Annotated in this window: 22 protein-coding genes; 12 read left to right on the forward strand and 10 right to left on the reverse strand. The window is 74.5% G+C overall.

Translation table 11 applies throughout. From position 1 onward, the window contains the following. The first annotated feature begins 22 nt into the window (after window positions 1-22). The gene (locus tag OG556_RS31385) at window positions 23-601 is read left to right on the forward strand and encodes a DUF5994 family protein (protein ID WP_371522082.1); all 579 of its coding nucleotides are present in this window, start codon (window positions 23-25) and stop codon (window positions 599-601) included. Between the two features lie 29 nt (window positions 602-630). Here the strand turns inward: OG556_RS31385 and OG556_RS31390 are convergent, their stop codons facing one another. Next, window positions 631-2,490, reverse strand: coding sequence for an APC family permease (locus OG556_RS31390; RefSeq protein ID WP_371522995.1), 1,860 nt, complete (start codon window positions 2,488-2,490; stop codon window positions 631-633). Between the two features lie 610 nt (window positions 2,491-3,100). On the opposite strand from OG556_RS31390, the gene OG556_RS31395 reads away from it, so the two are divergent. Then, window positions 3,101-3,592: a DUF5994 family protein gene (locus OG556_RS31395; protein WP_371522084.1), complete on the forward strand. Its 492-nt coding sequence runs from the start codon at window positions 3,101-3,103 to the stop codon at window positions 3,590-3,592. Window positions 3,593-3,677: 85 nt separating this feature from the next. Further along, entirely contained in the window at window positions 3,678-3,929 is a 252-nt protein-coding gene (locus OG556_RS31400; protein WP_371522086.1) for a hypothetical protein, read from the forward strand. A gap of 42 nt (window positions 3,930-3,971) precedes the next feature. Here the strand turns inward: OG556_RS31400 and OG556_RS31405 are convergent, their stop codons facing one another. Further along, a complete protein-coding gene (locus tag OG556_RS31405; protein WP_371522088.1) occupies window positions 3,972-4,409 on the reverse strand; it encodes a ribonuclease domain-containing protein in 438 nt (145 codons plus the stop codon). A 133-nt stretch (window positions 4,410-4,542) separates the two neighbouring features. Here OG556_RS31405 and OG556_RS31410 point away from each other — a divergent pair, with 133 nt between their 5' ends. Next, window positions 4,543-4,992, forward strand: coding sequence for a DUF2809 domain-containing protein (locus tag OG556_RS31410; protein WP_371522090.1), 450 nt, complete (start codon window positions 4,543-4,545; stop codon window positions 4,990-4,992). Window positions 4,993-4,999: 7 nt separating this feature from the next. Here the strand turns inward: OG556_RS31410 and OG556_RS31415 are convergent, their stop codons facing one another. Further along, a complete protein-coding gene (locus tag OG556_RS31415; RefSeq protein ID WP_371522092.1) occupies window positions 5,000-5,782 on the reverse strand; it encodes an SGNH/GDSL hydrolase family protein in 783 nt (260 codons plus the stop codon). Window positions 5,783-6,001: 219 nt separating this feature from the next. Between OG556_RS31415 and OG556_RS31420 the strand changes: the two genes are divergently transcribed. The 3 genes from OG556_RS31420 to OG556_RS31430 all read left to right on the forward strand — a co-directional run bounded on the left by OG556_RS31420 (window position 6,002) and on the right by OG556_RS31430 (window position 8,960). Beyond that, complete coding sequence (locus OG556_RS31420) at window positions 6,002-6,895, forward strand: 4Fe-4S domain-containing protein (RefSeq protein WP_371522093.1); 894 nt, start codon at window positions 6,002-6,004, stop codon at window positions 6,893-6,895. A 224-nt stretch (window positions 6,896-7,119) separates the two neighbouring features. Further along, window positions 7,120-7,947, forward strand: coding sequence for a dimethylargininase (gene ddaH, locus OG556_RS31425; protein ID WP_371522095.1), 828 nt, complete (start codon window positions 7,120-7,122; stop codon window positions 7,945-7,947). Between the two features lie 155 nt (window positions 7,948-8,102). Then, a complete protein-coding gene (locus OG556_RS31430; RefSeq protein WP_371522097.1) occupies window positions 8,103-8,960 on the forward strand; it encodes a hypothetical protein in 858 nt (285 codons plus the stop codon). A gap of 25 nt (window positions 8,961-8,985) precedes the next feature. On the opposite strand, the gene OG556_RS31435 is transcribed toward OG556_RS31430, so the two are convergent. The 5 genes from OG556_RS31435 to OG556_RS31455 all read right to left on the reverse strand — a co-directional run bounded on the left by OG556_RS31435 (window position 8,986) and on the right by OG556_RS31455 (window position 13,632). Continuing rightward, complete coding sequence (locus OG556_RS31435; protein WP_371522099.1) at window positions 8,986-9,651, reverse strand: lactate utilization protein C; 666 nt, start codon at window positions 9,649-9,651, stop codon at window positions 8,986-8,988. Continuing rightward, a complete protein-coding gene (locus OG556_RS31440) occupies window positions 9,648-11,093 on the reverse strand; it encodes a lactate utilization protein B (protein ID WP_371522101.1) in 1,446 nt (481 codons plus the stop codon). The genes OG556_RS31435 and OG556_RS31440 overlap by 4 nt, the downstream gene beginning before the upstream one ends. Next, window positions 11,090-11,851: a (Fe-S)-binding protein gene (locus tag OG556_RS31445; protein WP_371522105.1), complete on the reverse strand. Its 762-nt coding sequence runs from the start codon at window positions 11,849-11,851 to the stop codon at window positions 11,090-11,092. The genes OG556_RS31440 and OG556_RS31445 overlap by 4 nt, the downstream gene beginning before the upstream one ends. A gap of 85 nt (window positions 11,852-11,936) precedes the next feature. Continuing rightward, window positions 11,937-13,115 carry a globin domain-containing protein gene (locus OG556_RS31450; protein WP_371522107.1) on the reverse strand — a complete coding sequence of 393 codons (1,179 nt, stop codon included), beginning with the start codon at window positions 13,113-13,115 and terminating at the stop codon, window positions 11,937-11,939. A 73-nt stretch (window positions 13,116-13,188) separates the two neighbouring features. After that, a complete protein-coding gene (locus OG556_RS31455) occupies window positions 13,189-13,632 on the reverse strand; it encodes an Rrf2 family transcriptional regulator (protein WP_371522109.1) in 444 nt (147 codons plus the stop codon). A 300-nt stretch (window positions 13,633-13,932) separates the two neighbouring features. Here OG556_RS31455 and OG556_RS31460 point away from each other — a divergent pair, with 300 nt between their 5' ends. The 3 genes from OG556_RS31460 (at window position 13,933) to OG556_RS31470 (ending at window position 17,600) form a co-directional block, all read left to right on the forward strand. After that, window positions 13,933-15,582 carry a beta-propeller fold lactonase family protein gene (locus OG556_RS31460; RefSeq protein WP_371522111.1) on the forward strand — a complete coding sequence of 550 codons (1,650 nt, stop codon included), beginning with the start codon at window positions 13,933-13,935 and terminating at the stop codon, window positions 15,580-15,582. 163 nt (window positions 15,583-15,745) lie between these two features. Further along, entirely contained in the window at window positions 15,746-16,462 is a 717-nt protein-coding gene (locus OG556_RS31465; RefSeq protein ID WP_371522113.1) for a transcriptional regulator, read from the forward strand. 7 nt (window positions 16,463-16,469) lie between these two features. Beyond that, on the forward strand, window positions 16,470-17,600 hold the full coding sequence (locus OG556_RS31470) for an aminotransferase class I/II-fold pyridoxal phosphate-dependent enzyme (protein ID WP_371522115.1): 1,131 nt from the start codon (window positions 16,470-16,472) through the stop codon (window positions 17,598-17,600). A gap of 77 nt (window positions 17,601-17,677) precedes the next feature. Here the strand turns inward: OG556_RS31470 and OG556_RS31475 are convergent, their stop codons facing one another. Next, window positions 17,678-18,460, reverse strand: a complete 783-nt coding sequence (locus OG556_RS31475; protein ID WP_371522117.1) for a glucosamine-6-phosphate deaminase — start codon at window positions 18,458-18,460, stop codon at window positions 17,678-17,680. Between the two features lie 276 nt (window positions 18,461-18,736). Then, window positions 18,737-19,144 carry a hypothetical protein gene (locus OG556_RS31480; RefSeq protein WP_371522119.1) on the reverse strand — a complete coding sequence of 136 codons (408 nt, stop codon included), beginning with the start codon at window positions 19,142-19,144 and terminating at the stop codon, window positions 18,737-18,739. 282 nt (window positions 19,145-19,426) lie between these two features. On the opposite strand from OG556_RS31480, the gene OG556_RS31485 reads away from it, so the two are divergent. Together OG556_RS31485 and OG556_RS31490 are read left to right on the forward strand one after the other, a co-directional pair. Beyond that, complete coding sequence (locus tag OG556_RS31485; protein WP_371522121.1) at window positions 19,427-20,188, forward strand: serine/threonine protein kinase; 762 nt, start codon at window positions 19,427-19,429, stop codon at window positions 20,186-20,188. Continuing rightward, on the forward strand, window positions 20,185-21,816 hold the full coding sequence (locus tag OG556_RS31490; RefSeq protein ID WP_371522123.1) for a protein kinase: 1,632 nt from the start codon (window positions 20,185-20,187) through the stop codon (window positions 21,814-21,816). Before OG556_RS31485 ends, OG556_RS31490 begins: the two co-directional genes overlap by 4 nt. The last annotated feature ends 1 nt before the right edge of the window (window position 21,817 follow it).

Genomic DNA, 21,817 nt, shown 5'->3' on the forward strand with positions numbered 1-21,817 from the left:
GTCCGGGGACAGGTCTTCGATCATGACCACGACCCTCGATCGCGCGATGACGCCCACCGCCCTGGAACCCGCAGCACGGCTCTCCCGGGTACCCGAGGGCACCCGGCCCGGCCGGTTGGACGGCGCCTGGTGGCCCCGCTCGCGTGACCTTCTCCTCGAACTCCCCTCCCTCGCCGCCGCATTGGACGGCCCGTGGGGGCGGGTCACCCGGGTCACCGTGAACCCCGCGCAGTGGCCGACCGTCCCGCACCGGGCCCCGGTCGCCGGGCACACCGTCCACGTGGGCTGGTTCACCACCGAGCAGGACGAGCACCTGATCGTGGTCTGCTCGTACGCCCCGTTGCGGCTGAACCTGCTGGTCGTGCCGCCGGAGACGGACGCCGTCACCGCTGAGCGGCTGATGTCGCGGGCGGCCGACCCCGCCGACAGCCGGACCGCGAGCGAACTGCTCGCCTCGGAGCCGGGCCGCGGCGCGGCCGGCCCGGAACCCGGTGCCGACGTCCTGCCCTCGGCGCTCGTGCCCGCCACCGGCGAGGGCGAGGTCGGCCGGCGGGCGGACGTCGCCCGAAGCCGCGCCGCCTCCTGGCCCGCCGGCGCGTAGCGGTCCGGGTGCGGACACCCGGACAGTCCTCAGACGTGGAACGGCACGGTGGTGACGACGATCTTCGGCAGTGGGCGGAGCGCCCTGCGCAGGCGGGGGGCGAGTCGGTTGTGCAGGAGGCGGTGGCGCCGGTGCCGCACGACGATCTCCGGGAGGACGACGGTCAGGGTGAGGTCCGGGCGCTGGTCGTGCAGGGACTCGATGTAGTTGACCAGGGGCGCGACGATCGTGCGGTAGGGGGAGAGGAGGATCTTCAGGGGCAGGTGGTCGCCCCACAGGTTCCAGTACGCGCGGAAGCGCCGGGCCTCCTCCTCGCTGGCGCTGATGTGCAGGGCGAGGACGGGCTGGCGGAGCGAGGCGGCGTAGGCGAGGGCGCGCATGCCGGCCAGGTCCAGTGCGGCGATCGGCACGATCAGCAGGGGGTGGATCTCCTCGGGAGTCTCCTCGCTCTCCGCCTCGCTCTCCGCCTCGCGCTCACCCTCCGCTTTCGCCTCTGCGGAGGGCGCGGGCGCGCCGTCCCGTGGGCGTTGCCGGGTGAGGGCGCGGCCGGGGACCTCGACGGCGTGCGGGTGCAGGGCGAGCGCCGCGGCGACCTGCTCGTAGTGGTGCCGGATCCTGGTGGCCACCAGGATGAACAGGCCCACCACGAGCGCGGCGAACCAGGCGCCCGAGGTGAACTTGGTGATCGCGGCGGTGACGAGCACGATCGCCGAGAGCAGCGCGCCGACGGCGTTGAAGATCAGGCTCTTGCGCCAGTGGCGGTCCCGCAGGCGCCACCAGTGCACGACCATGCCGGTCTGCGACAGCGTGAAGGCGAGGAACACGCCGACCGCGTACAGCGGGATCAGCGGCGCCGTCATGCCGTCGAACGCCGCGTAGATCGCGGCCGCGGCGACCGAGAGCACGAGAATGCCGTTGCTGAAGGCCAGCCGGTCGCCCAGCCGCAGGAAGATCCGCGGCGCCTGGTTGTCGCGGGCCAGGAGGTAGAGGACGCGGGGGAAGTCGTTGTAGGCGGTGTTGGCCGCCAGGAGCAGGATCGCGGCGGTGGCGGCCTGGGTGAAGACGTAGCCGAAGCCCGGGCCGAAGGCGCGGTGGGCGAGCTGCGACAGCACCGTCTCCCGGGCGTCGGGGACGACGCCGTCGAGGTGGACCAGCGCGACCGTGCCGGCGAAGAGCACGATCAGCAGGCCGACCATCCAGGTCAGGGTGGTCCGGGCGTTGCGCCACTCGATGGGCTGGAAGGCCGGGACGGCGTTGGAGATCGCCTCGATGCCGGTCATCGCCGTCGAGCCGGAGGCGAAGGCGCGCAGGACCAGGAGCAGGCCGACCCCCTCGGTCGCGGTCGACTGCGGAGCCGCGGTGGGCTGGAAGCCGTGGCCGGCCGCGTCGTACAGGCCGAAGGCGATGAGGGCGAGGACGGCGAGGACGAAGGCGTAGGTCGGTGCGGCGAACAGGACGCCCGCCTGCCGCACGCCGCGCAGGTTCCCGGCGAGCAGCACGCCGATCACGGCGAGGCCGATCGGCACCACGTCGCCCCGCAGCGAGGGGACCGCCGAGGTGACGGCCTCCATGCCGGAGGCGATCGAGACCGCGACCGTGAGGATGTAGTCCGTCGTCAGACCGGCGGCCGCCGCCAGCCCGGGGAGGCGGCCGAGGTTCGCGGTGGCGACGATGTACGAGCCGCCGCCGTGCGGGTAGGCGCGGATCGTCTGACGGTAGGACACCCCGACCGCCAGCATCAGGAACGCGATCGTCGCGGCGATGGGCACCGAGTAGCGCAGGCCGGCGGTGCCCGCCAGGACCAGGACGGCCAGCATCGCCTCGGGCCCGTAGGCGACGGACGAGAGCGCGTCGGCGGAGAGCACCGGCAGCGCCACCAGCTTGCGCATCCGCTCGTGCGCGATCGCGGTACTGCGCAGCGGGGCCCCGAGCAGCACGTGCCTGACCCCGGCGCCCGCCCGGCCGAGTCGGGAGGTCCGGGTGTCCTCGCCACCCGCCTCGACCGGCGGCGGCTGCGCGCCGACCGTGGCCACCCGTACGAAGCGGCCGAAGCGCACCGGCCGGATCTCGGAGGAGGCCGGAAAGCGGCCGAGCTCCGGGTCCACCGGCAGCGCCCGGCGCCACGCCTGCGGATCTCCGGCCGCCCGGCCCCACTCCCGGCCCACCCGGCGCAGTACCCCGACCTGCTGCCGGTCGAGGACCGGCAGCGGGGCGTCGGGACTGGGCGCACCGCCCGCCCCCGCGCCACCGCCGTCATTCTTCGTATTCGACACGACACACAGTGTTACGCATCGCGGCTCCCGGTGGCGCAGGTCCGCAGTCGGGGCGTCGAGCAGGACCGCGCCCTCCCGCGCGGGCGTCCGCCGGCGCCCGCTCGCGCCCGTTCGGCCCCGGTGCGGTCGGAGTACCGTGGGAGGGCGGGGCGGCCCGAGCTGCGGAAGCGAAGGGCCGGGCCCCGTTCAGCGGGCCCGATCCGCGCCCGCGGAGAGGCGGCGAGCCATGTCGGACGATGCCGGTGCCCCGCACTCGGGGCTTCTGCCGGACCGCTTCCGGCAGGCGGCGAAACCGGGGACGGTCCTGCTGCGCCTGGAGACCACGCAGTCCCGCGAGGGCGCACTCGATGGCGCCTGGTGGCCGCGGTCACGGAACATCGGCGCCGAACTGCCCGGCCTGGTCGTCGCGTTGACCGAACACCTCGGCCCCGTGGCGAGCGTGGGCCTGGACGCGGACGCCTGGGACGAGGTGCCGGCCCGGATCGTCGTCGACGGCCGGTCGGTGCGCATCGACCGGTATCCGGTCGGCGACGACACGGTGATCGTCACGCGCGGCGACCGCGATCACTTCAGTCTGCTCGTGGTTCCGCCGCAGGCGGGCCGGGAAGCTGCCCTGGCCTCGATGGCCCGCGCGGTCCGGGCCGGCGGCACCGACTCGGCGCGGCAGATCCTCCTGGACACGGGCATCGGCTCCGAGCCCAGGACCGAACTGCCCTGACCGGATCGCGTTGGCCGGACTGCGCCGATCGGAGTGCGCCGGCCGGACTGTACCGAGGAGCGGCCCCGGGCCGGAGGAGGTCAGGATGCGGCACTACCGATGGGTCCTGGAGACCCAGGACGACGACGGCCACTGGGCCCGGCAGGGCGGCGAGCCCATGCCGAACCCCCTGGAGTACGACGGGCCGCCCCAGCAGGCCGCCAACCACGTCCGCGAGGTGTTCGTGCGTACGCTCTCGCGGCCGGCCCCGGGGCCCCGGGCGGTCAGGGTGCGGGTCTGGGGCGGGTCCGACGCCGTCGGCGAGCCCGAGGCCGAGACCGAGTGGTCACGCGAGTGACGTGCCCGGTCCCGGCCCGCGGGCGGTGTCCGTGTGGTCGGATCAGGAGCAGCCCGAGCCGATCTCATGGAAGTTGGCGTAGTGGTCGTCGCTGTACCAGACGTGCTGGGTGCCGGGGTCGCGCACCAGGCGTTCGGCGTCGCGGTGCTGGCCGGGCGAGCGCGGGTTGACGTCGTACTCGCGGTAGTGGCCGCTCTGGGGGAGGTCGCCGCTGCGGTTGCCGTAGACGTTGCTGCCGCGGATCACGTAGGGGGAGTCGGCCACCGGGTAGTCCCGAGGAGCGTTCGCGGTCGGCCAGTGCAGGTCGTGCCAGATGTGGCACGCCTCCTCGACCTGGGGCGGCAACTGGTCGACGGGCAGCGGGGGTTCGACGATGCCGCGGACGATCCGCGGTGCGGGGTGGGCCGCGGGGGCGGCGGCGCCGGCCGGGGCGGCGGAGGGGACGGTGGCGGCCGTCAGGAACAGTGCGGCGGCGGCCATGCGGAGCAGGCTTCGGTGTGCGGTCACGCAGCGGCCAACGACGCCCGGGCGTCGCGGATGCGGGAGGTCCCCCGTCCGGACCAGCCCCGGCACCGGAGGCCGGTGGCCGTCGGGCGGGCCGTAGGGTGGGCGGGTGGATGATCTCTGGGGGCGCCTGCGGGTGCGGGCGGTGCCGCTGCTGGCGGCCGGGGTGACGGTGGCGGCCGGGCTGGGCGTGCGGGCCGTGCTCGGCGGGGACGTCGCGAAGTACGCCGGGGACGCGCTCTACACGGTGCTGGTGTACGCGCTGGTGGTGCTGGTCGCGCCCAGGATTCCGCCGGGGCGGGCGGCGGTGGTGGCGGCGGGGCTGAGCTGGGCGGTGGAGCTGTTCCAGATCACCGGCGTGCCCGACGAGTTGGGGCGGCGCAGCGTGCTGGCCCGATTGGTGCTGGGGTCGACGTTCAATCCGCCGGACCTGTTCTGGTACCTGATCGGCGCCGTGTTCGCCGTGCTGGCGCACCGGGTGCTGCGGACCGCGAAGGCCGCGTGGACCGCGAGGGTCGCAAGGGCTGCGAGGAGGACCGCAGCACCCGGTGCCGCCTGACGCGACGTCAGAGCGGAAGCAGGTCGGGACGCTTGGCCTCGACGTGGTCCCCCGAGGACTCCCCGCGCAGCCGTCGGCCGACCCAGGGCAGCAGGTACTCGCGGGCCCACTGGAGGTTCTCGCGCCGCTGGTCGGCGGCGGACACCTCCGGGCCGGCCGGCCAGGGCGCCTCCGGGTCCTGCTCGGTGCGCAGTCCCAGGGAGCGGGCGGCCAGCAGGGCGACCCGCTGGTGGCCCTCCGGGGAGAGGTGCAGCCGGTCCTCGCTCCAGGCCCGGCGGTCCTGGACGGCGCGCAGCGACCACAGGTCGGCCACCTTGCAGCCGTTGCGGTCGGCGACCGCCCGCATGTGCCCGTTGTACGTGGCGATCTTGCCGCGCAGGTGCTTGAACAGCGGTACGTCCCGGGTGTCGAAGCCGGTGCAGATCAGCACCGTCCCGGCGGAGGCGGTGAGTTGGACGATGGCGGCCTCGAAGCGCTCGGCGACCTCGTCCGGGTCGCTGCCGGGCCGCAGGATGTCGTTGCCGCCGGCGCAGAAGGTGGCCAGGTCGGGCTGGAGCCGGCGGACCTGCGGCACCTGCTCGGCCGTGATCTGGTCCAGCAGCCGGCCGCGGACCGCCAGGTTGGCGTAGCGGAACCCGCCCGGCGGACGCCCGTCGGCGAGCAGCCCGGCCAGGCGGTCGGCCCAGCCGGCGAAGGCGCCGTCGGCACCGGGGTCGTTCAGGCCCTCGGTGAAGCTGTCGCCGAGGGCGGCATACGAACTGAGGTCAAGGGTCTCCTGGAGGTTCGGCATGAAGGAGATAGTTCACCCATTCAAGTGACCTACGCCACCGTAGGTGACCCCGGCGGCACGTGAGATGGACCACGTGCCCCACCCGGAATACAACCGGGGTGCAGAGCGGCGGCCCCCGGAAACCACAAGATCCCGCCCCCCTTCCGCTTTTGGGCCCGCCCGGACGATGCTCGAAGAGTGCGGTCGGCCCGGCCGCCGTCCTTCCAAGGGGAAGACACCATGGCTCTGAATCCGACCTCCGGCCCGTCCGGGCAATGGTCCGTCGACGACCGCTGCACCAACTGCGACGTGGCCCGGCAGCTCGCGCCAGGACTGATCCGTGAGCACGCCGGCCGCTCCGAGCTGGTCCGCCAGCCGCGCGACGAGGCCGAGCACCGCCGGCTGCTCGCCGCCGCCCACGCCTGCCCCACCCGCTCCATCCGGCCGGGCGCCGGCCCGCTCGACCCGGCCACCGACCCCTTCCCGCTGGCCCTCGACGACGGCCTGCTGCTGCTCGGCCACAACTCCCGCCGCAACGCCGGGGCCAACTCCTACCTCTGCCGCCGCCCGACGGGCTGGCTGATGGTCGACACGCCCCGCTACGCCGAGCCGCTCGCGGCCCGGTACGAGGCCCTCGGCCCGGTCACCGACATCCTGCTGACGCACCGCGACCACGCGGCGCACGGCCGGGCGTACGCCGACCGGCTCGGCGCCCGGCTCTGGATCCACGAGGGCGACCTGGACGCCGCACCCGACGCCGACCGGGTGCTGCGCGGCCTCGAACCGGCGGAGGTCGCCCCCGGCGTCACCGCCCACCCCTTCCCGGGCCACACCCGCGGCAGCGTGCTGTACCTGGTCGACGAGCGGTACTGCTTCACCGGCGACACCCTGTACTGGTCCCGCACCACCGGTGACCTGGAGGTGTACGACACCGTCACCTGGTACTCGATCGAGGAGCTCTCCGCCTCGCTGGACCGCGGCCTGGACGCGTTGCGCTTCGAGTGGCTGCTGCCCGGCCACGGTCAGCGGCACCGGATGCCCGCCGAGGAGGCGGCGGCCCGGCTGCGGGCGCTCGCCGACCGCTGCCGGGGCCTGCGGACCGCGCCGGTGGACTTCGGCGCGGTCCGCTGGTGACGCTCGGCGCGGCCTGCCGGTGACGCTCGACGCGGTCCGTCCCCGGGACGCTCGACGCGGTCCGTCCCGTGGTATTCGGCCGCGCGTGCGCCGGAGCCCGCGCCGGGTGCGCGGGGGCCTGCGCCCGCCGGGGGCGCCCGCGCGGGTGTGCGAACAGCCCCGCCGGGGCAGCGGCCTGGGGAACGGAATTCCCGAACTCCCCTGCACCCGAGGACGGTTGAGGAATGCCCACGCAGACCCCGGAGCGCACCGCCAGGCCGCGGCGCTACCTGATGTGCCGGCCGACGTACTTCACCGTCGACTACGCGATCAACCCGTGGATGGACCCGGCACAGCCCACCGACACCGCGCTCGCCGTCCGCCAGTGGGAGCGGCTGTACTGGCTGTACCGCCGCCTCGGCCACACCGTCGAGCTGATCGAGCCGGTGCCCGGCCTGCCCGACATGGTCTACGCCGCCAACGGCGCGACCGTGCTGCACGGCCGGGCGCTGGTCGCGACCTTCCGCTACCCGGAGCGGGCCGCCGAGTCCGAGGCCTACCAGGCCTGGTTCCGCGCGCACGGCTACCGCGAGGTGCAGCGCGCCGGGCACGTCAACGAGGGCGAGGGCGACCACCTGGTGGCCGGTGGCCGGGTGCTCGCCGGGACGGGCTTTCGCACCTCCCGGGCCGCGCACGCCGAGGCGGGCGAGTTCTTCGGCGTCCCGGTGGTCGGCCTGACCCTGGTCGACCCGCGCTTCTACCACCTGGACACGGCGCTGGCCGTGCTCGCCGATGACCACGTCATGTACTACCCGGAGGCCTTCGACGCCGACAGCCGGGCCGTGCTGCGCACCCTGTACCCGGACGCGATCCTCGCCGACCGGGCCGACGCCGAGGTGTTCGGCCTCAACGCGGTCTCGGACGGGCGCCGGGTGCTGCTGCCCGAGGCGGCGAAGCACCTGGCCGGGCGGCTCGTCGAGCACGGCTACCAGCCGGTCCCGGTGGACGTCTCGGAGCTGTTGAAGGGCGGCGGCGGAGCCAAGTGCTGCACGCTGGAGCTGCGGCCTGCCTGAATCCGGAACCTGCCGTCCGCACCGCCGTCCGCACCGCCCTCCGCGCCCTCCGCACTGCCCTCCCCGCTGCCCTCGCGGACCTTCCCGGCCGCGCCGCCGTCCGGTAGAGGTTGGCCAGGGCATCCGGGGCGGTGCCGTGCCGACAGGAGGGCCACATGCGCGATCAGGCTTCCGCATCCGAGGACGAGGCGGCACGGCGGCGCAGGGCCGCGCCCGAGCGCCGGAGCACGGGCCTCCCGGCCGAGGGTGCCCGGGAGGCCGCGGCCGCCGGCCCGCTGTCCCCGTCGACGGCCCTGCCCCTGCAACGCGCCCTCGGCAACGCCGCGGTGGCCCGGCTGGTCGAGCAGCAGCGGCACGGCCACGACGCCTCCGGCGGCGCGGGGGTGTCGGTCCAGCGGGCCCCGACGCCCGGCGCCGGGCCGGCGACGCAGATCGCGCTCACCCACCTGGCGGCCGACGACCTGGAAGGTGAGTGCGGCTACTTCGAGCGCAGGCGGCAGCTGAGCGTCGCCGCGCCCCAGCAGGGCGTCATCATCCAGGAGATCAACCGCGTGTTCGCCGTGGAGGAGTGGGACGGCACGGACTGGAACGCGATGTCGGGCAGCCGGATCGACTCGTACATCACCGCGAAGGGGTCGAGCGCCCACGCCACGGTCGCCCGCTACTGGGAGCTGTGGACGGTGGACGCGGCGGGCAACGTCTCGGACGGCGCCGAGGACACCTTCTCGCTGTGCTCGGTCATCCCCGGCCGCAAGCGCAAGGACACCACGCGGGGGACGTACACGATCACGGGCCGGGCGGTGTTCTACCCCACGGCCGTCGCGCCCGCGGACCTCGGCTTCACACCTGGCGGCGCCCCGCCGGCGGGCGGCCTGTCCAGCACGCTGTCCGACCCGTCGGCGGCCATCGCGGCGCAGGGACTGGCCGCTTCCGGGCGGCCGGTCGACTGCCGGGTGCAGGTGGCCTGGGACAGCTCCCAGGGCGACCGGTACAGCGAGGTGACGATGAGCTGAGTCGCCGCGGCCCCGGTCGGCGCGGTCAGCCCTCGACCAGCAGCACCTCCAGGGTGCGCGGGCCGTGCACGCCCTCGACCCGGTCGAGCTCGATGTCGCTGGTCGCGGACGGCCCGGAGATCCAGGTCTGCGGGCGGGCCGGGTCGAGCCGGGGCAGCGCGAGCGGCACGGAGGCGACGACCTGCCCGGGTGCCCGGACGACGCACAGGTGGTGGTCCGGGACGAGGGTGAGCAGCCGCCGCCCCTGGCCCGGCCCGGCGTCCAGCACGATCGTCCCGGTCTCGGCGATCGCGAGCGCGCAGCCGGTGACGACGCTGTCCACGGCGTCGAGCCGGGCGGCGGTGAGCGTGCCGTCGTCGGGGACGACCGTGACGGCGGTGGCGCCGAGCCAGGCGGGCGGCAGGCCGGGCGGCACGGCGACCGTACGGCTGCCGCGTTCGGCCAGCAACCGGGCCAGGACGGCGGGCAGTTCGGCCTCGGTGCAGCGGTGCACCCGGGCCCGGTAGTCGGCCAGGTTGTGGTGCAGCAGGTCGAGCAGGGCCGCCGGATCGTCCGGACTGTGCGTGCGCAGGTAGTCCCGGGCGACGGGCTCCTCCGGCGCCCGGTACCGGTCCCGGTCGGGGTCCCGCTCCCGGTCGGGCTCGGCGAGCGCGGCGCGGATCCGGGCGAGGATCAACTCCCGTGAGGTCATGAGCGGTTCCTCCGCCACCAGTCGCGGAACGGTTCGGCGGGTACCTCCGGGAGGTCCCGGGTGTCGGTCCAGGCCCGGCCCGGGCCGGGCAGTCGGCGCGGGTGCAGCGCGCGGGTGCGCCCGGCGAGCCGCTCGGCGGCCGTGAGCGCCGCCGGGTGGTCGAGCACGTACCCGGCGGCCGCGATCGCGGCCCGCTCCAGCGGGTGCCCGCCCTGCTCGGCGACCCGCTCGCGCAGGTGCACCAGCACCTCGGGGATGTCGATCGCCACCGGGCAGACCTGGTAGCAGGCCCCGCAGAGTGAGGAGGCGTACGGCAGCGAGGCGTCCAAGGGGCTGGTGGTGCCGCGTAGTTGGGGTGTCAGGATGGCGCCGATCGGGCCCGGGTAGACCGAGCCGTAGGCATGGCCGCCGGCCCGTTCGTACACCGGGCAGACGTTGAGGCAGGCCGAGCAGCGGATGCAGCGCAGCGCCTGGCGGCCGACCTCGTCGGCGAGCACGGCGGTGCGCCCGTTGTCGAGCAGCACGAGGTGGAAGGCGGACGGGCCGTCGCCTTCCGCGGTGCCGGTCCACAGCGAGGTGTACGGGTTCATCCGCTCGGCGGTGGAGGAGCGGGGGAGCAGTTGCAGGAAGACCTCCAGGTCCTGCCAGGTCGGCACGACCTTCTCGATCCCGACGACGGAGATCAGCGTGCGCGGCAGGGTGAGGCACATCCGGCCGTTGCCCTCGGACTCGACGACCACCAGGGTGCCGGTCTCGGCGACCATGAAGTTGGCGCCGGAGACGGCGACCCGGGCGCGCAGGAACTTCTCCCGCAGGTGCAGCCGGGCCGCTTCGGCGAGTTCGGCGGGGGAGTCGGTCAGGCCCTCGGGTGCGGGGCGGCCCCAGGCGGCCATCTGCTCGGCGAAGATCTCCCGGATCTCGGCGCGGTTGCGGTGGATCGCGGGCACCAGGATGTGCGAGGGCCGGTCGTCGCCCAACTGGACGATGAGCTCGGCGAGATCGGTCTCGTACGCGGTGATCCCCTCGGCGGCGAGCGCCTCGTTGAGCCCGATCTCCTGGGTGGCCATCGACTTGACCTTGACGACCTCCGTCTCTCCCGTGGCGCGGACCAGGTCGGCGACGATCCGGTTGGCCTCCTCGGCGTCGGCCGCCCAGTGCACGGTGCCGCCGGCCGCGGTGACGGCCTCCTCCAACTGGACGAGGTAGCGGTCGAGATGGCGCAGCGTGTGGTCCTTGATCGCCTTGCCGGCGGCGCGCAGTTCGGCCCAGTCGTCGAGTTCGGCGACGGCGCGGGCCCGTTTGTCCCGGATGGTGTGGGTGGCGTGCCGCAGGTTGGCGCGCAGCCGCTCGTCCTGGACGGCCGCCGCCGCGGCCTGCGGGAAGGTCGCCTGCGGAGAGGTCGCGTGCCGGAAGGCAGGCATGCCGAGGAAGGTGCCGGTCATGCGGGCCTCCACGGGTGTTCCTCGGTGCTGGCGAGGATCTCCGCCAGGTGCAGCGGGCGCAGGGCCGCGCCCCGGCGGCGCAGCGTGCCGCCGAGGTGCAGCAGGCAGGAGTTGTCGGCGCCGCAGAGGACTTGGGCGCCGGTGCCGAGTGCGTGGGTGATCTTGTCCTCGGCCATGGCCGCCGAGACGGCCGCGTTCTTGACCGCGAAGGTGCCGCCGAAGCCGCAGCACTCCTCGGCGCCGGGCAGTTCGACCAGTTCCAGTCCGCGGACGGCGCGCAGCAGCCGCAGCGGCCGTTCGCCGAGGCCGAGCACCCGCAGGCCGTGGCAGGAGGGGTGGTAGGTGACGGTGTGCGGGAAGTGCGCGCCGACGTCCTCGACGCCGAGCACATCGGTGAGGAACTCGGTCAGCTCGTACACCCGGGGCGTCAACGCGGCGGCCATGGAGTCGAGTTCGCCGCCCCGGCCGTCGGCGGCGGCCCGGGCCCCGATCCGCGGGTAGTTGTCCCGGACCATGGCCACGCACGATCCGGAGGGCGTCACCACGTGCTCGTACCCGGCGAAGGCCCGTGCGGTGCGCCGCAGCAGCGGCTCGCACGCCCGCCGGTAGCCGGTGTTGTACTGCGGCTGCCCGCAGCAGGTCTGCCCGGCGGGGAAGTCCACGGTCACGCCGAGGCGTTCGAGCAGCCGGACGGTGGCGACCGCCGTGGCGGGGAACAGCGCGTCGTTGACGCAGGTGGCGAACAGTGCGACCCGCATCGGCCCTCCCTTCGTCCGGCGACTCCGGCCGGCCCGCTGGCGATCGTAGCGAGCGGGTCGGCCGGGGCGGGGGATCTCGGGGATCTCAGGCGAGCCAGAGGTCGGGGCCGAACACCTCGTAGTGGATGTCCGCGGCCGGGACGCCCGCCGCGAGGAGCTGTTCGCGGACGGCGCGCAGGAAGGGCAGCGGGCCGCAAAGGTAGGCGGTGGTGCCGGCCGGGACGTCGACGGTGGAGAGGTCGACCAGGCCGGTGCGCTCGGCGGGCCAGTCGCCGAGCGGCCGCTCGTAGAAGACGTGGGCGGTGGCGTTCGGCAGCTTGGCGGTGAGCTGGGCGAGGTCGGCGCGGAAGGCGTGGGTGAGCTGGTCGCGGTCGCCGTGCACCGAGACGACCTGCCGGGTGGAGCCGGTGGCGGCGAGGTGGTCGAGCATGGCGGTCATCGGGGTGTTGCCGATGCCGGCGGAGGCGAGCAGCACGGGCCCGTCGCCGTCGGCGAGGGCGATGTCGCCGAGCGGGGGAGCGAGGTGGACGAGGCCGCCGGTGTGCAGGTGGTCGTGCAGGTGGGCGGAGACCTCGCCGCCGGGCTCGCGCTTGACGGTGAAGCGCAGCGCGCCGTCAGCGGTGCCGGAGAGGCTGTACTGGCGGATCTGCCGGGCACCGTCGGGCAGTTCGGTGCGCACCGAGACGTACTGGCCGGGCCGGGCGGCGGGGACGGGGCCGCCGTCGGCGGGGCGCACCAGGAAGGTGGTGACGGTGTCGGTCTCCTGGTAGCGGGCGACGACGGTGTAGGGGCGCCAGAGGTCGGCCCGGTCGCCGCCGGCGGCGACCTCGGCGCGCAGCCGGTCCTCGACGGCGACGAGGGTGTTGGCCATCAGCCAGTACACCTCGTCCCAGGCGGCGGCGACCTCGGGCGTGACGGCTTCGCCGAGCACCTCGACGATGGCGGCGAAGAGGTGCTCGTGGACGATCCGGTACTGGCTGCTGTCGATTCCGACGGAGACGTGCTTGTGGGCGATCCGGGCGAGCATCGCGTCCGGCCGCTGGTCGGGGTGGGCGACCAGCGCGCCGGCGAAGGCGGCTATCGACCCGGCGAGCGCCTGCCGCTGGGTGCCGTTGGCCTGGTTGCCGCGGTTGAACAGGTCGCGCAGCAGCTCCGGGTGGGCGGCGAACATGCGGTCGTAGAAGAGCGGGGTGATGTCCCCGATGGCGCCGCCCACGACGGGCAGGGTGGCCTCGATGACCTCGGCGGACTTGGCGGACAGCATCAGTCCGACTCCTAACTGGTATCTCAGATTCGCGTTAAAGGCCGTGCTTGAGCCCGGCCCCGGGGGTGGTGGATCAGTCGGTGGGTCTGGCGGTGAGGCCGAGCAGCACCGGCCCGGTGGGCGCGGCCACCAGGTCGTCGATGCTGAGCGGGTCGAGCGCGGCGAAGAACGCCTCCTGGGCGGTCCGCAGCGCACCGCGCAGACGGCACGCGGCCCGCAGCGGGCACGGCGGGTCGTCCTCGCAGCCGACCACGTCGCCGACCCCCTCCAGCTCGCGCAGGAGCAGCCCGAGCGAGCCGGTCCGCCCGGCGAAGGTGAGCAGCAGCCCACCGCCGCGCCCGCGCCGGGCCTCCACCACGCCGAGGTGCTGCAGGCGGCTGACCACCTTCGCCGCGTGGGTGTACGGCACGCCGACCGCCTCGGCCACCTCGCGGGTGGTCGGGTTGGCGTCCTCGCCCAGGACGGCGAGCCGCATGGCGATCCGCAGGGCGATGTCGGTGCTCTTGGTCAGCCTCACGTTCGAAACGCTATCGAATGCGACTCCACAACTCCAATTTCCTGCACGCCCCCCACCTCGCCCCCGACTCTGCCCCCGGCCGGCCTGCTCCCCGCCCCCGGCCGGTCCCCGGTCGCGACGGGGCGGGGCAGGCGGGGTGGCCGCTGTCCGAATCTCGGTCGAATCTGAACAGTTGGCGACATTACCGATCAGCCCCTGACGGATGGTCATACCGGCTTCTACGCTTCGTGCGGCTCCGGATCCGCAGGGGGCTGGAGCGACCGGCGTTGCATCCCTTGACCGACCATGCTGGAGAGACTCGTGAGAACACGTCGCGCACCCGGGCGCACCTGGACGGCCGTGACCGCGATAGCCGCGGCCACGGCCGCACTGCTGTCGCAGCCCGCCACCGCCGAGGCCGCCACACCGCCGCCGACCGTCAAGGCGCACGTGCCGGTGGCGCCCTACCCGGCGGGCGTGGCGCTCACGCCGGACGGCGGCCACGCCTACGTGACCAGCCAGAGCAGCGGCACCGTGAGCGTGCTGGACACCAAGAGCAACACGGTGGCCGCCACCTTCACCGCCGGCACCGGCTCCTACGCGGTCGCCGTGTCCCCCGACGGGCACCGGGCGTACCTGACCCACCACCTCGACGGCACCGTCAGCGTCGTGGACACCACGAGCAACACCGTGACGGCCACCGTCCCGGTCGGCGCCCAGCCGTGGGGCCTCGCGCTCTCCGCGGACGGCTCGCGCGCCTACGTCGGCAACGCCGGGGCCGACTCCGTGAGCGTGCTGGACACCACCACCAACACGGTCACCGCCACCGTCCCGGTCGGCGCCGAGCCGCACGGGCTGGCCGTCTCGGCGGACGGCAAGCGGCTCTACGTCGCCGCCTCCGGCGCGAAGGCGGTGAACGTGATCGACACCGCGAGCAGCACGGTGAGCGCGACCGTTCCCGTCGGCCACAGCGTCTTCGGCCTCGCGCTCAGCCCGGACGGCACCCGGCTGTGGGCCGCCGACGCGGACGACGCCACCGCGAGCGTCCTCGACACCACCGGCAACACGCTCGTCGGCACCGTCGCCGTCGGCGCCGGCCCGTACGCCGTCTCGCTCGCCCCGGACGGCAGCGTCGCGTACGTCTCCAACTACGCCGACAACACGGTCAGCGTCGTGGACACCGCCAGCCGGACGGTCACCGCGACCGTGCCGGTCGGCGCGAGCCCGTACAGCCTGGCGATCACCGGCGACGGCCGGCGCGGCTACCTCACCGACTTCACCGGCGGCGCCGTCGACGTGCTCGACTTCCCGCTGCCCGTCCCGGCCGTCACCGGGATCAGCCCGTCCGGCGGCTCGGGGGTCGGCGGCACGACGGTGACGCTCACCGGCACCGACCTGAACGGCGCCACCGCCGTGACCTTCGGTGCGGCGGGCGCCGCCACCGCCTTCAACTGCACCAAGACCAGCTGCACCGCCACCGCCCCCGCCACCACGGTGACCGGGCCGGTGGACGTCCGGGTCACCACGCCCGGTGGCACCAGCGCCGCCGTCGCCGCCGACCGCTTCAGCTACACGGCCCCCAGCGCCCACCTCGGCGTCGCCCTGACCGCCACGCCGGTGTCCAACCTGCTCAGCGGCCGGGTCGACTACACCGTCACGCTGACCGGCCAGGGCCCCGACACGCTGACCTCGGGCACCGTCTCCGCCGACCTTCCGGCCGGCCTCTCGGCGACCTCCAGCGACTGCACCATCGCGGGCACCAAGCTCACCTGCAAGCTCACCGGGCCGCTCGCCAAGGGGGCGAGCACCACCCGGCACTTCTCGATCTCGGTCGGCCTGCTCAGCCTGATCCGCAGCTTCGACGTCACGGTGGCCCGCACCGCGGGCGTGCCCGCCGACCCGACCCCGGCCACCAGCCGGGACACCCGCAGCTGCACCGCCGTCCTCGGACTGCTGATCACCTGCCACTGACCCTCCCCGAGCACCGAAGGCCCCGCCGGCGTCCCGGCGGGGCCTTCGTCGTCGCCGCCGGTGCCGCAAGCCGGGACGACCGGACGACCTGGCGAATCGCCCGCAGGAAACGCCTGAACGAAACATCTGGACCAAACGTCTGGTCTGGACGTACAGTCCGAACATGACCACCGAAACCCCCGACCCGCGCGTCCGGACCTGGACACCGGTCTGCCGCGCCGTGGCCCTGCTGCTCGGGCCGTACGCCGAGGTGGTGCTGCACGACGCCACCGCCGACCGGGTGCTGGCCATCTGGAACCCGATGACCCCCCGCACCCCCGGCGATCCGTCGCTGCTCGGCGAACTGGACACCCTCGACCCGTCCGCCCCCGACGTCTACGGGCCCTACGAGAAGTTGCTGCCCGACGGGCGCCGGCTCTCCTCCGTCAGCGCCGTGCTGCGCGACGAGGCCGGACGGCCCTCGGCGGTGCTCTGCGTCAACCTCGACCGGGGCCCGCTGGAGCACGCCGCCGCCCTGCTGGCGGGTTTCGCCGCGCCCACCGCGCCCCGCCCCGAACCGCTCTTCGAGCGCGACTGGACGGAGCGGATGAACGACGTGATCGGCGGCTACGTCCGCGCGCACGGCCGCCCGCTCGAACGCTTCGGCCGCGAGGACCGGCTCGCCGTCCTGCGCGAACTCGACCAGGCCGGGGTGTTCGCCGTGCGCCGCGCCGTCCCGGCCGTCGCCACCGCACTGCGGATCTCCCGTTCGACCGCCTACACCCTGCTCGCCGAGCTCAAACAGACCCCCGAGCCCCGGCAAGCCCCTGAGAACCAGCAGGCCCCCGAGGACCAGCAGGCCGACGCCGGAACCGGCGCCGGCGCCGACGAGAGCGAGTGACAGAGAGATGACCAGGCTCCCCGACTTCCGGCTCGAAACGTACTTCTCGCGCTGGGAGTTCAGCGCCCGCTACCACCTCGCCGCCTCCGACGCCCAGACCATGACGATGGCCGAACTCCTCGCCCTGGCCGGCCCCGAGGACCGCCGGGCCTGGGACGGCCTCGCGCTCGGCTACACCGAGACCTACGGCGATCCGGAGCTGCGCCGCGCCATCGCCGGGATGTACCAGGAGGTCGACGCCGACGACGTGCTCTGCTTCGGCGGTGCGCAGGAGGGGCTCAACCTCGCCATGCAGGTGCTCCTCGACCGGGGCGACCACGCCGTGGTGGTGACCCCCAACTACCAGTCCGCCGAGACCATCCCGCTCTCCCTCTGCGAGGTCACCGGCGTCGCCCTGGACGAGAAGGACGACTGGGCGCTCGACCTCGACGCGGTCACCGCCGCGCTGCGCCCGAACACCCGGGTGCTGTCGGTGAACTTCCCGCACAACCCGACCGGCAAGGTCATCGACGCGGCGGACTTCACGCGTCTGGTGGAGCTGTGCGACGAGCGCGGCATCCGGCTCTTCTCCGACGAGGTCTACCGCGGTCTGGAGCGCGACCCGGCCCGGGCGCTGCCGCAGGCCGCCGACCTCTCCGCGCGCGCCCTCTCGCTCAACGTCACCTCGAAGTCGCTCGGCCTGCCCGGCCTGCGGATCGGCTGGATCGCCTGCCGCGACCAGGAGTTGCGCTCCCGGCTGGAGCGGGCCAAGCACTACACCACGATCTGCAACTCGGCGCCGAGCGAGGTGCTGGCCCGGATCGCGATCAACGCCCGCGAGCGGATCCTGACGCGCAACCGCGCGATCATCGCGGAGAACCTGCCGCGGTTCGACGCGTTCTTCGCCGAGTTCGGCGACCTCTTCGAGTGGCGCGCCCCGGACGGCGGCTGCGTCGCCTACCCGCGCTACCTCGGGGCGGACGGGGTCGAGGACTTCTGCACCGCGCTGGTCGAGCAGGCGGGCGTCCTGCTGCTGCCCGCGAGCATGTTCCACTCCGACCTGACGCCCGCTCCCACCGACCGCTTCCGGATCGGCCTCGGGCGCCGCGATCCGGGCCCCGCCCTGGCGGCCTTCGGCGACTGGCTCCGCGGGCGCTGACCGCCGGGCGCCGCCGGGGAGGAACGCGGGTCGGGCCCGTGCGGGAGGCGACTGCCTCCCGCACGGGCCCGCCGACCTCAGAGCTTCTGCCAGGCCGGCTTGGCGGCGTAGGTGTCGCGGAAGTAGTCGGCGAGCTTGAGCCCGGAGGCGGCGGCCTCGTCGACCACCACGGTGGCGTGCGGGTGGAGCTGCAGCGCCGAGGCGGGGACGGCGGCGGACAGCGGCCCCTCGACGGAGAGCGCGACGGCCTCGGCCTTGGCCTCGCCGGTGGCGAGCAGGACGAGGTGGCGCGCCTCCAGGATGGTCCCGATGCCCTGGGTGATGACGTGGTGCGGGACCTCGTCGAGGCTGTCGAAGAACCGGGCGTTGTCCTCCCGGGTCTGCCGGGTGAGCGTCTTGATCCGGGTCCGGGAGGCCAGCGAGGAGCACGGCTCGTTGAAGCCGATGTGGCCGTCGGTGCCGATGCCGAGCAGCTGGAGGTCCACGCCGCCGGCCGCGGCCAGCGCGCGGTCGTAGTCGGCGGCCGCCGCGGCGATGTCCGTCGCGTTGCCGTCCGGGCCGAGGAAGGAGTCCTCGGTCAGGCCCAGCGGCTCGACGACCTCGCGCAGCACCACCGAACGGTAGGACTCGGGGTGGCCGGCGGGCAGGCCGACGTACTCGTCGAGCTGGCAGATGCGCGCCCGGGAGGCGTCGAGCCGGCCGTCGCGGACCCGCTCGGCGAGGGCCTGGTAGATCGGCAGCGGCGTCGAGCCGGTCGCCACGCCGAGCAGGGCCTCGGGCTTGCCGGTCAGCAGATCGGTGATCGCCGCGGCGATGAGTTCGCCGGCCGCTGAGGCGTCAGGGACGATCACGATTTCCATACTGGTCCACCGTTCTGAGCCGGGTGCTTGGTCTAGACCCTTGAGGTCTAGACCAGTTTGCCGTGAACGGGTGCCCCAGGTCCACTCGGCCCCTGGTCGGAGCCGCCCTGCCAGCCGCCGGACCGCCGGGAGCCGGCCTGCGAGGGCGGTGCATGCCGACGGGCCGGCCGCCGGGTGCGCTGGCGGCCGGCCCTGGAGCCGGGGCGCGGACGCCCCGGCGGATGGGGTGGGTCGGGTCGATCGAGGACCTCGGTACTGGTGGAGCGGCGGGGTCCGTCAGAACGGGTTGGTGCAGGTGGTGACCTGCTGGGCCGCCTCCAGCGCCGGGCCGGCGGTGGCGCAGATGATCCGCAGGTCGGTGGTGACGACGCGCGGGGTGACCGCCTTCGCGGAGCCCAGGCGCACGGTGGTCGCGGAGGCGACCGTCTCCCACGGGCTGCCCCAGGCCTTCTGGGTCCGCACCTCGACCTGAACCATCGTCAACTGGCGCGGGTCGGCGGAGACCTGGGCGACGCCGAAGAAGCCCTCACCGTCGTGCTGGTGCGAGATGCAGGGCGTGTTGAGCACGGAGGCGCAGGCCACCGCTTCGTTCTCGGTCGTCGCCGGGGCCGCGATGGCCGGTCCGGCCGCCAGGCCTGCTATCCCTGCCACCATCATCGTCACAGCTGCGATCCGTGCGCGCATGATATGAACCTCCTTGGAAATTAAGGGGATCTCACTCCTTGAGATGAGTCTTGCACAGAACGTGGACATGTCGTGTGTGTCTTGCGTCACACTCAAGGTGACCATTCAACTACGTGCTGCAACCACCCGGTGAACGGTCGACGGACCGGCAGGTGAGCGGCCTTTGGGCAACTCGGCGACGCCCGGGCCGGGTTGGCGGTGTCCCTTCACTCGTCCGAGTGGCGAACTGCCGTCGGGGCGAATCGGGCCGTTAGCATCGACCCGAACCACGGAGGTGTCGGCGTGGACACGGTCATCGTGCAACTGCCCGACCGGGAGCCCGTGATGGCGCCCGGCGAACCGCCCGGCCTGCTGCGGATGGGCCCCGGCGAGGCCGCCGCGTTCGGCCGCGGCGAGCCCGGCCGTCCGGCCCCCATCCCCCTGCCCGACCAGGGCGTCTCCCGGCGCGCGGGGGAGGTCACCGCCGCCGAGGACTACTGGCGGCTGTCCAACTTCAGCACCTCCGCCACCTACGTGGTGGAGAACCTGGAGGGCGCGGGCGAGCACGTCAAGGTGGCGCCCGGCCGGCTCGGCGCGCCCGTCCCGTTCGAGTTCTCCCGGGTGCTGCTGCCCGCCCTCGGCGAACCCGCCTCGTTCAAGGTCTTCGCCCCGCAGCACGCCTACCTGGAGGGCCGGCCCGGCGGCGTCGACGGCGAACTCACCGTCAGCCCGTTCGCCCTCGACCCGACCGCCAAGTACTTCCTGGTGCTGCTCGCGCTCTGCGAGCCCCGGCTGCGCTCGCCCTCCGCCGCCGTCGTCCCCGGCGTGACGGAGGTGCTGGCCCGGCTGCGTGCCCTGCCCTCCTGCCACGGGCTGACGCGTTCGGCGGTCAACTACCACATCGACTACCTGGTGTGGACGAAACTGCGGCTGCGCGAGCCCTACGACGACGGCCCCGGCGGCGGCAAGCGCGAGGAACTCGCGGCCCTGGCGCTGAAGTTCGACCTCGTCCGGGAGGAGCACCTGGCCCTGCTCCCGCCCCGGCGCCCGGCCTCCCGGCCGTGAGGCCCGCCGGCCAGCCGCCCGCCGGCCAGCCGCCCGCCGGCCAGCCACCCGACGAGCCGGCGTCCGACGAGCCGCCGCCCGACGAGCCGGCGTCCGAGCAGCGGGTGCCGGAGGAGGACCGGCCCCTGCCGGACCAGCAGTTCGAGGTGCCGGCCGGCTACCGGCTCGCGGGCTACCGCACCGGCGCCTACCTCGGAGCCGGCGCCTGGGGCAGCGTGTACGCGGCCGAAGGCCCCGACGGCACCCCGGCCGCCGTCAAACTGCTCAGCCCCGCCCGGCTCAGCCCCGGCCAGCGTCGGACCATGACGGAGGTCGCCCGCAGCGAGATGCGCTACAGCCGCCGCGCCGACCACCCCCACCTGATCCGCACCCTCGCCGTGACGGTCGTCGACGACCCGGCCCACCCCGGCCTGGACGGCGCCGTCGCCCTGGTGATGGAACGCGCCGCCCGCAGCCTCCAGGACGTCCTCGCCGCCGCCCGCCCCGGCACCCCGGTGCCCGGCGCCGGACGCGTCCTCACCGAGGTCTGCGCCGGGCTCACCCACATGCACCGGGGCGGCTGGGTGCACGGGGATCTCAAACCGGCCAACATCCTGCTGATGCCCGACGGCACCGCCAAGATCGCGGACTTCGGCCTCACCGCCGAACTGGAGGGCACCCACGCCTACACGCCGCCGCTCGGCTCGCCCGACCACGTCCCGCCCGAGTGGTGGTCCGAGCGCACCGGCGCGCGCGGCGTCGCGGTGCGCCCCAGCGCCGACATCTGGGCCTTCGGGGTGATCGCCCACCAGGTGCTCACCGGCGGCCTGCACCCGTTCCTCGGCGCCACCTCCCGGGCCCGCTCGCTGGCCGCCCAGGCGTACGCGCGCGGCGCGGCGCCGCTGCGGCTGGACGAGGCGCTGCCCGGGCCCTGGCGGGCCGTGGTCACCGCCTGCCTGGCCCCCGGGCGGGAGGAGCGGGCCCGCACCGACCTCGCCGCGCTGGTCGCCCGGGCCGGCGCTCGTCCGGCCTGCCGCCGCGGCGGCGCCCTGCGGGCCGCCACCGGCCTGCTGGCCTGCGCCGCCACCGTCCTCGCCCTGACCGGGGCCCCCGAGCCGGAGGCCGCGGAGCCCGGCGCGGCCGTACCCGCCGCGGGGTCGGCCGCCCACCCGGCCGCGCCCCCGCTGCCCGGCGCGATCCCGGCCGGCTCCGACGTCCCGGTGGCCTACCGCGGCATGATCGAGGTCGCCGCCCGGCGCTGCCCCGAGCCCGAGATCACCCCGGCGCTGCTGGCCGCGATGCTCAAGGCCGAGAGCGGCTTCGACCCGAACGCGGCCAGCCCCGAGACCGGCGAGTACGGCATCGCCATGTGGACGCCCGCCGTCTTCGACGCCTGGTCGAAGGCCGCGGCCCACGACGGCCCCAAGTCCTACCTGGACCCGGGCGACGCGATCGCCGCGATGGGCAACTACGTCTGCTGGCTGGACCAGCAGATAAAGCACCGGGGCCTGACCCGCGACCTGCCGGCCCTGGTGGCCGCCGCCTACCGGACCAGCGACAAGACCGTGGCGGCCGTCGGAGGCGTCCCGGAACGGGTCCGCCCGCACGTCGACAAGGTGCTCCGGTACCTAGCCGACTACGGCGGGTGAC

The sequence above is a fragment of the Kitasatospora sp. NBC_01300 genome, assembly GCF_041435235.1.
Classification (GTDB): Bacteria; Actinomycetota; Actinomycetes; order Streptomycetales; family Streptomycetaceae; genus Kitasatospora.

Bases quoted from the DNA above. Each gene is read 5' to 3' on its own strand.
- OG556_RS31465 (WP_371522113.1), top strand. From the start codon at position 15,746: ATGACCACCGAAACCCCCGACCCGCGCGTCCGGACCTGGACACCGGTC.
- OG556_RS31445 (WP_371522105.1), bottom strand. From the start codon at position 11,851: ATGCGGGTCGCACTGTTCGCCACCTGCGTCAACGACGCGCTGTTCCCC.
- OG556_RS31480 (WP_371522119.1), bottom strand. From the start codon at position 19,144: ATGCGCGCACGGATCGCAGCTGTGACGATGATGGTGGCAGGGATAGCA.
- ddaH (WP_371522095.1), top strand. From the start codon at position 7,120: ATGCCCACGCAGACCCCGGAGCGCACCGCCAGGCCGCGGCGCTACCTG.
- OG556_RS31440 (WP_371522101.1), bottom strand. From the start codon at position 11,093: ATGACCGGCACCTTCCTCGGCATGCCTGCCTTCCGGCACGCGACCTCT.
- OG556_RS31400 (WP_371522086.1), top strand. From the start codon at position 3,678: ATGCGGCACTACCGATGGGTCCTGGAGACCCAGGACGACGACGGCCAC.
- OG556_RS31420 (WP_371522093.1), top strand. From the start codon at position 6,002: ATGGCTCTGAATCCGACCTCCGGCCCGTCCGGGCAATGGTCCGTCGAC.
- OG556_RS31430 (WP_371522097.1), top strand. From the start codon at position 8,103: ATGCGCGATCAGGCTTCCGCATCCGAGGACGAGGCGGCACGGCGGCGC.
- OG556_RS31390 (WP_371522995.1), bottom strand. From the start codon at position 2,490: ATGCGCAAGCTGGTGGCGCTGCCGGTGCTCTCCGCCGACGCGCTCTCG.
- OG556_RS31385 (WP_371522082.1), top strand. From the start codon at position 23: ATGACCACGACCCTCGATCGCGCGATGACGCCCACCGCCCTGGAACCC.
- OG556_RS31435 (WP_371522099.1), bottom strand. From the start codon at position 9,651: ATGACCTCACGGGAGTTGATCCTCGCCCGGATCCGCGCCGCGCTCGCC.
- OG556_RS31405 (WP_371522088.1), bottom strand. From the start codon at position 4,409: ATGGCCGCCGCCGCACTGTTCCTGACGGCCGCCACCGTCCCCTCCGCC.
- OG556_RS31395 (WP_371522084.1), top strand. From the start codon at position 3,101: ATGTCGGACGATGCCGGTGCCCCGCACTCGGGGCTTCTGCCGGACCGC.
- OG556_RS31415 (WP_371522092.1), bottom strand. From the start codon at position 5,782: ATGCCGAACCTCCAGGAGACCCTTGACCTCAGTTCGTATGCCGCCCTC.
- OG556_RS31470 (WP_371522115.1), top strand. From the start codon at position 16,470: ATGACCAGGCTCCCCGACTTCCGGCTCGAAACGTACTTCTCGCGCTGG.
- OG556_RS31475 (WP_371522117.1), bottom strand. From the start codon at position 18,460: ATGGAAATCGTGATCGTCCCTGACGCCTCAGCGGCCGGCGAACTCATC.
- OG556_RS31450 (WP_371522107.1), bottom strand. From the start codon at position 13,115: ATGCTGTCCGCCAAGTCCGCCGAGGTCATCGAGGCCACCCTGCCCGTC.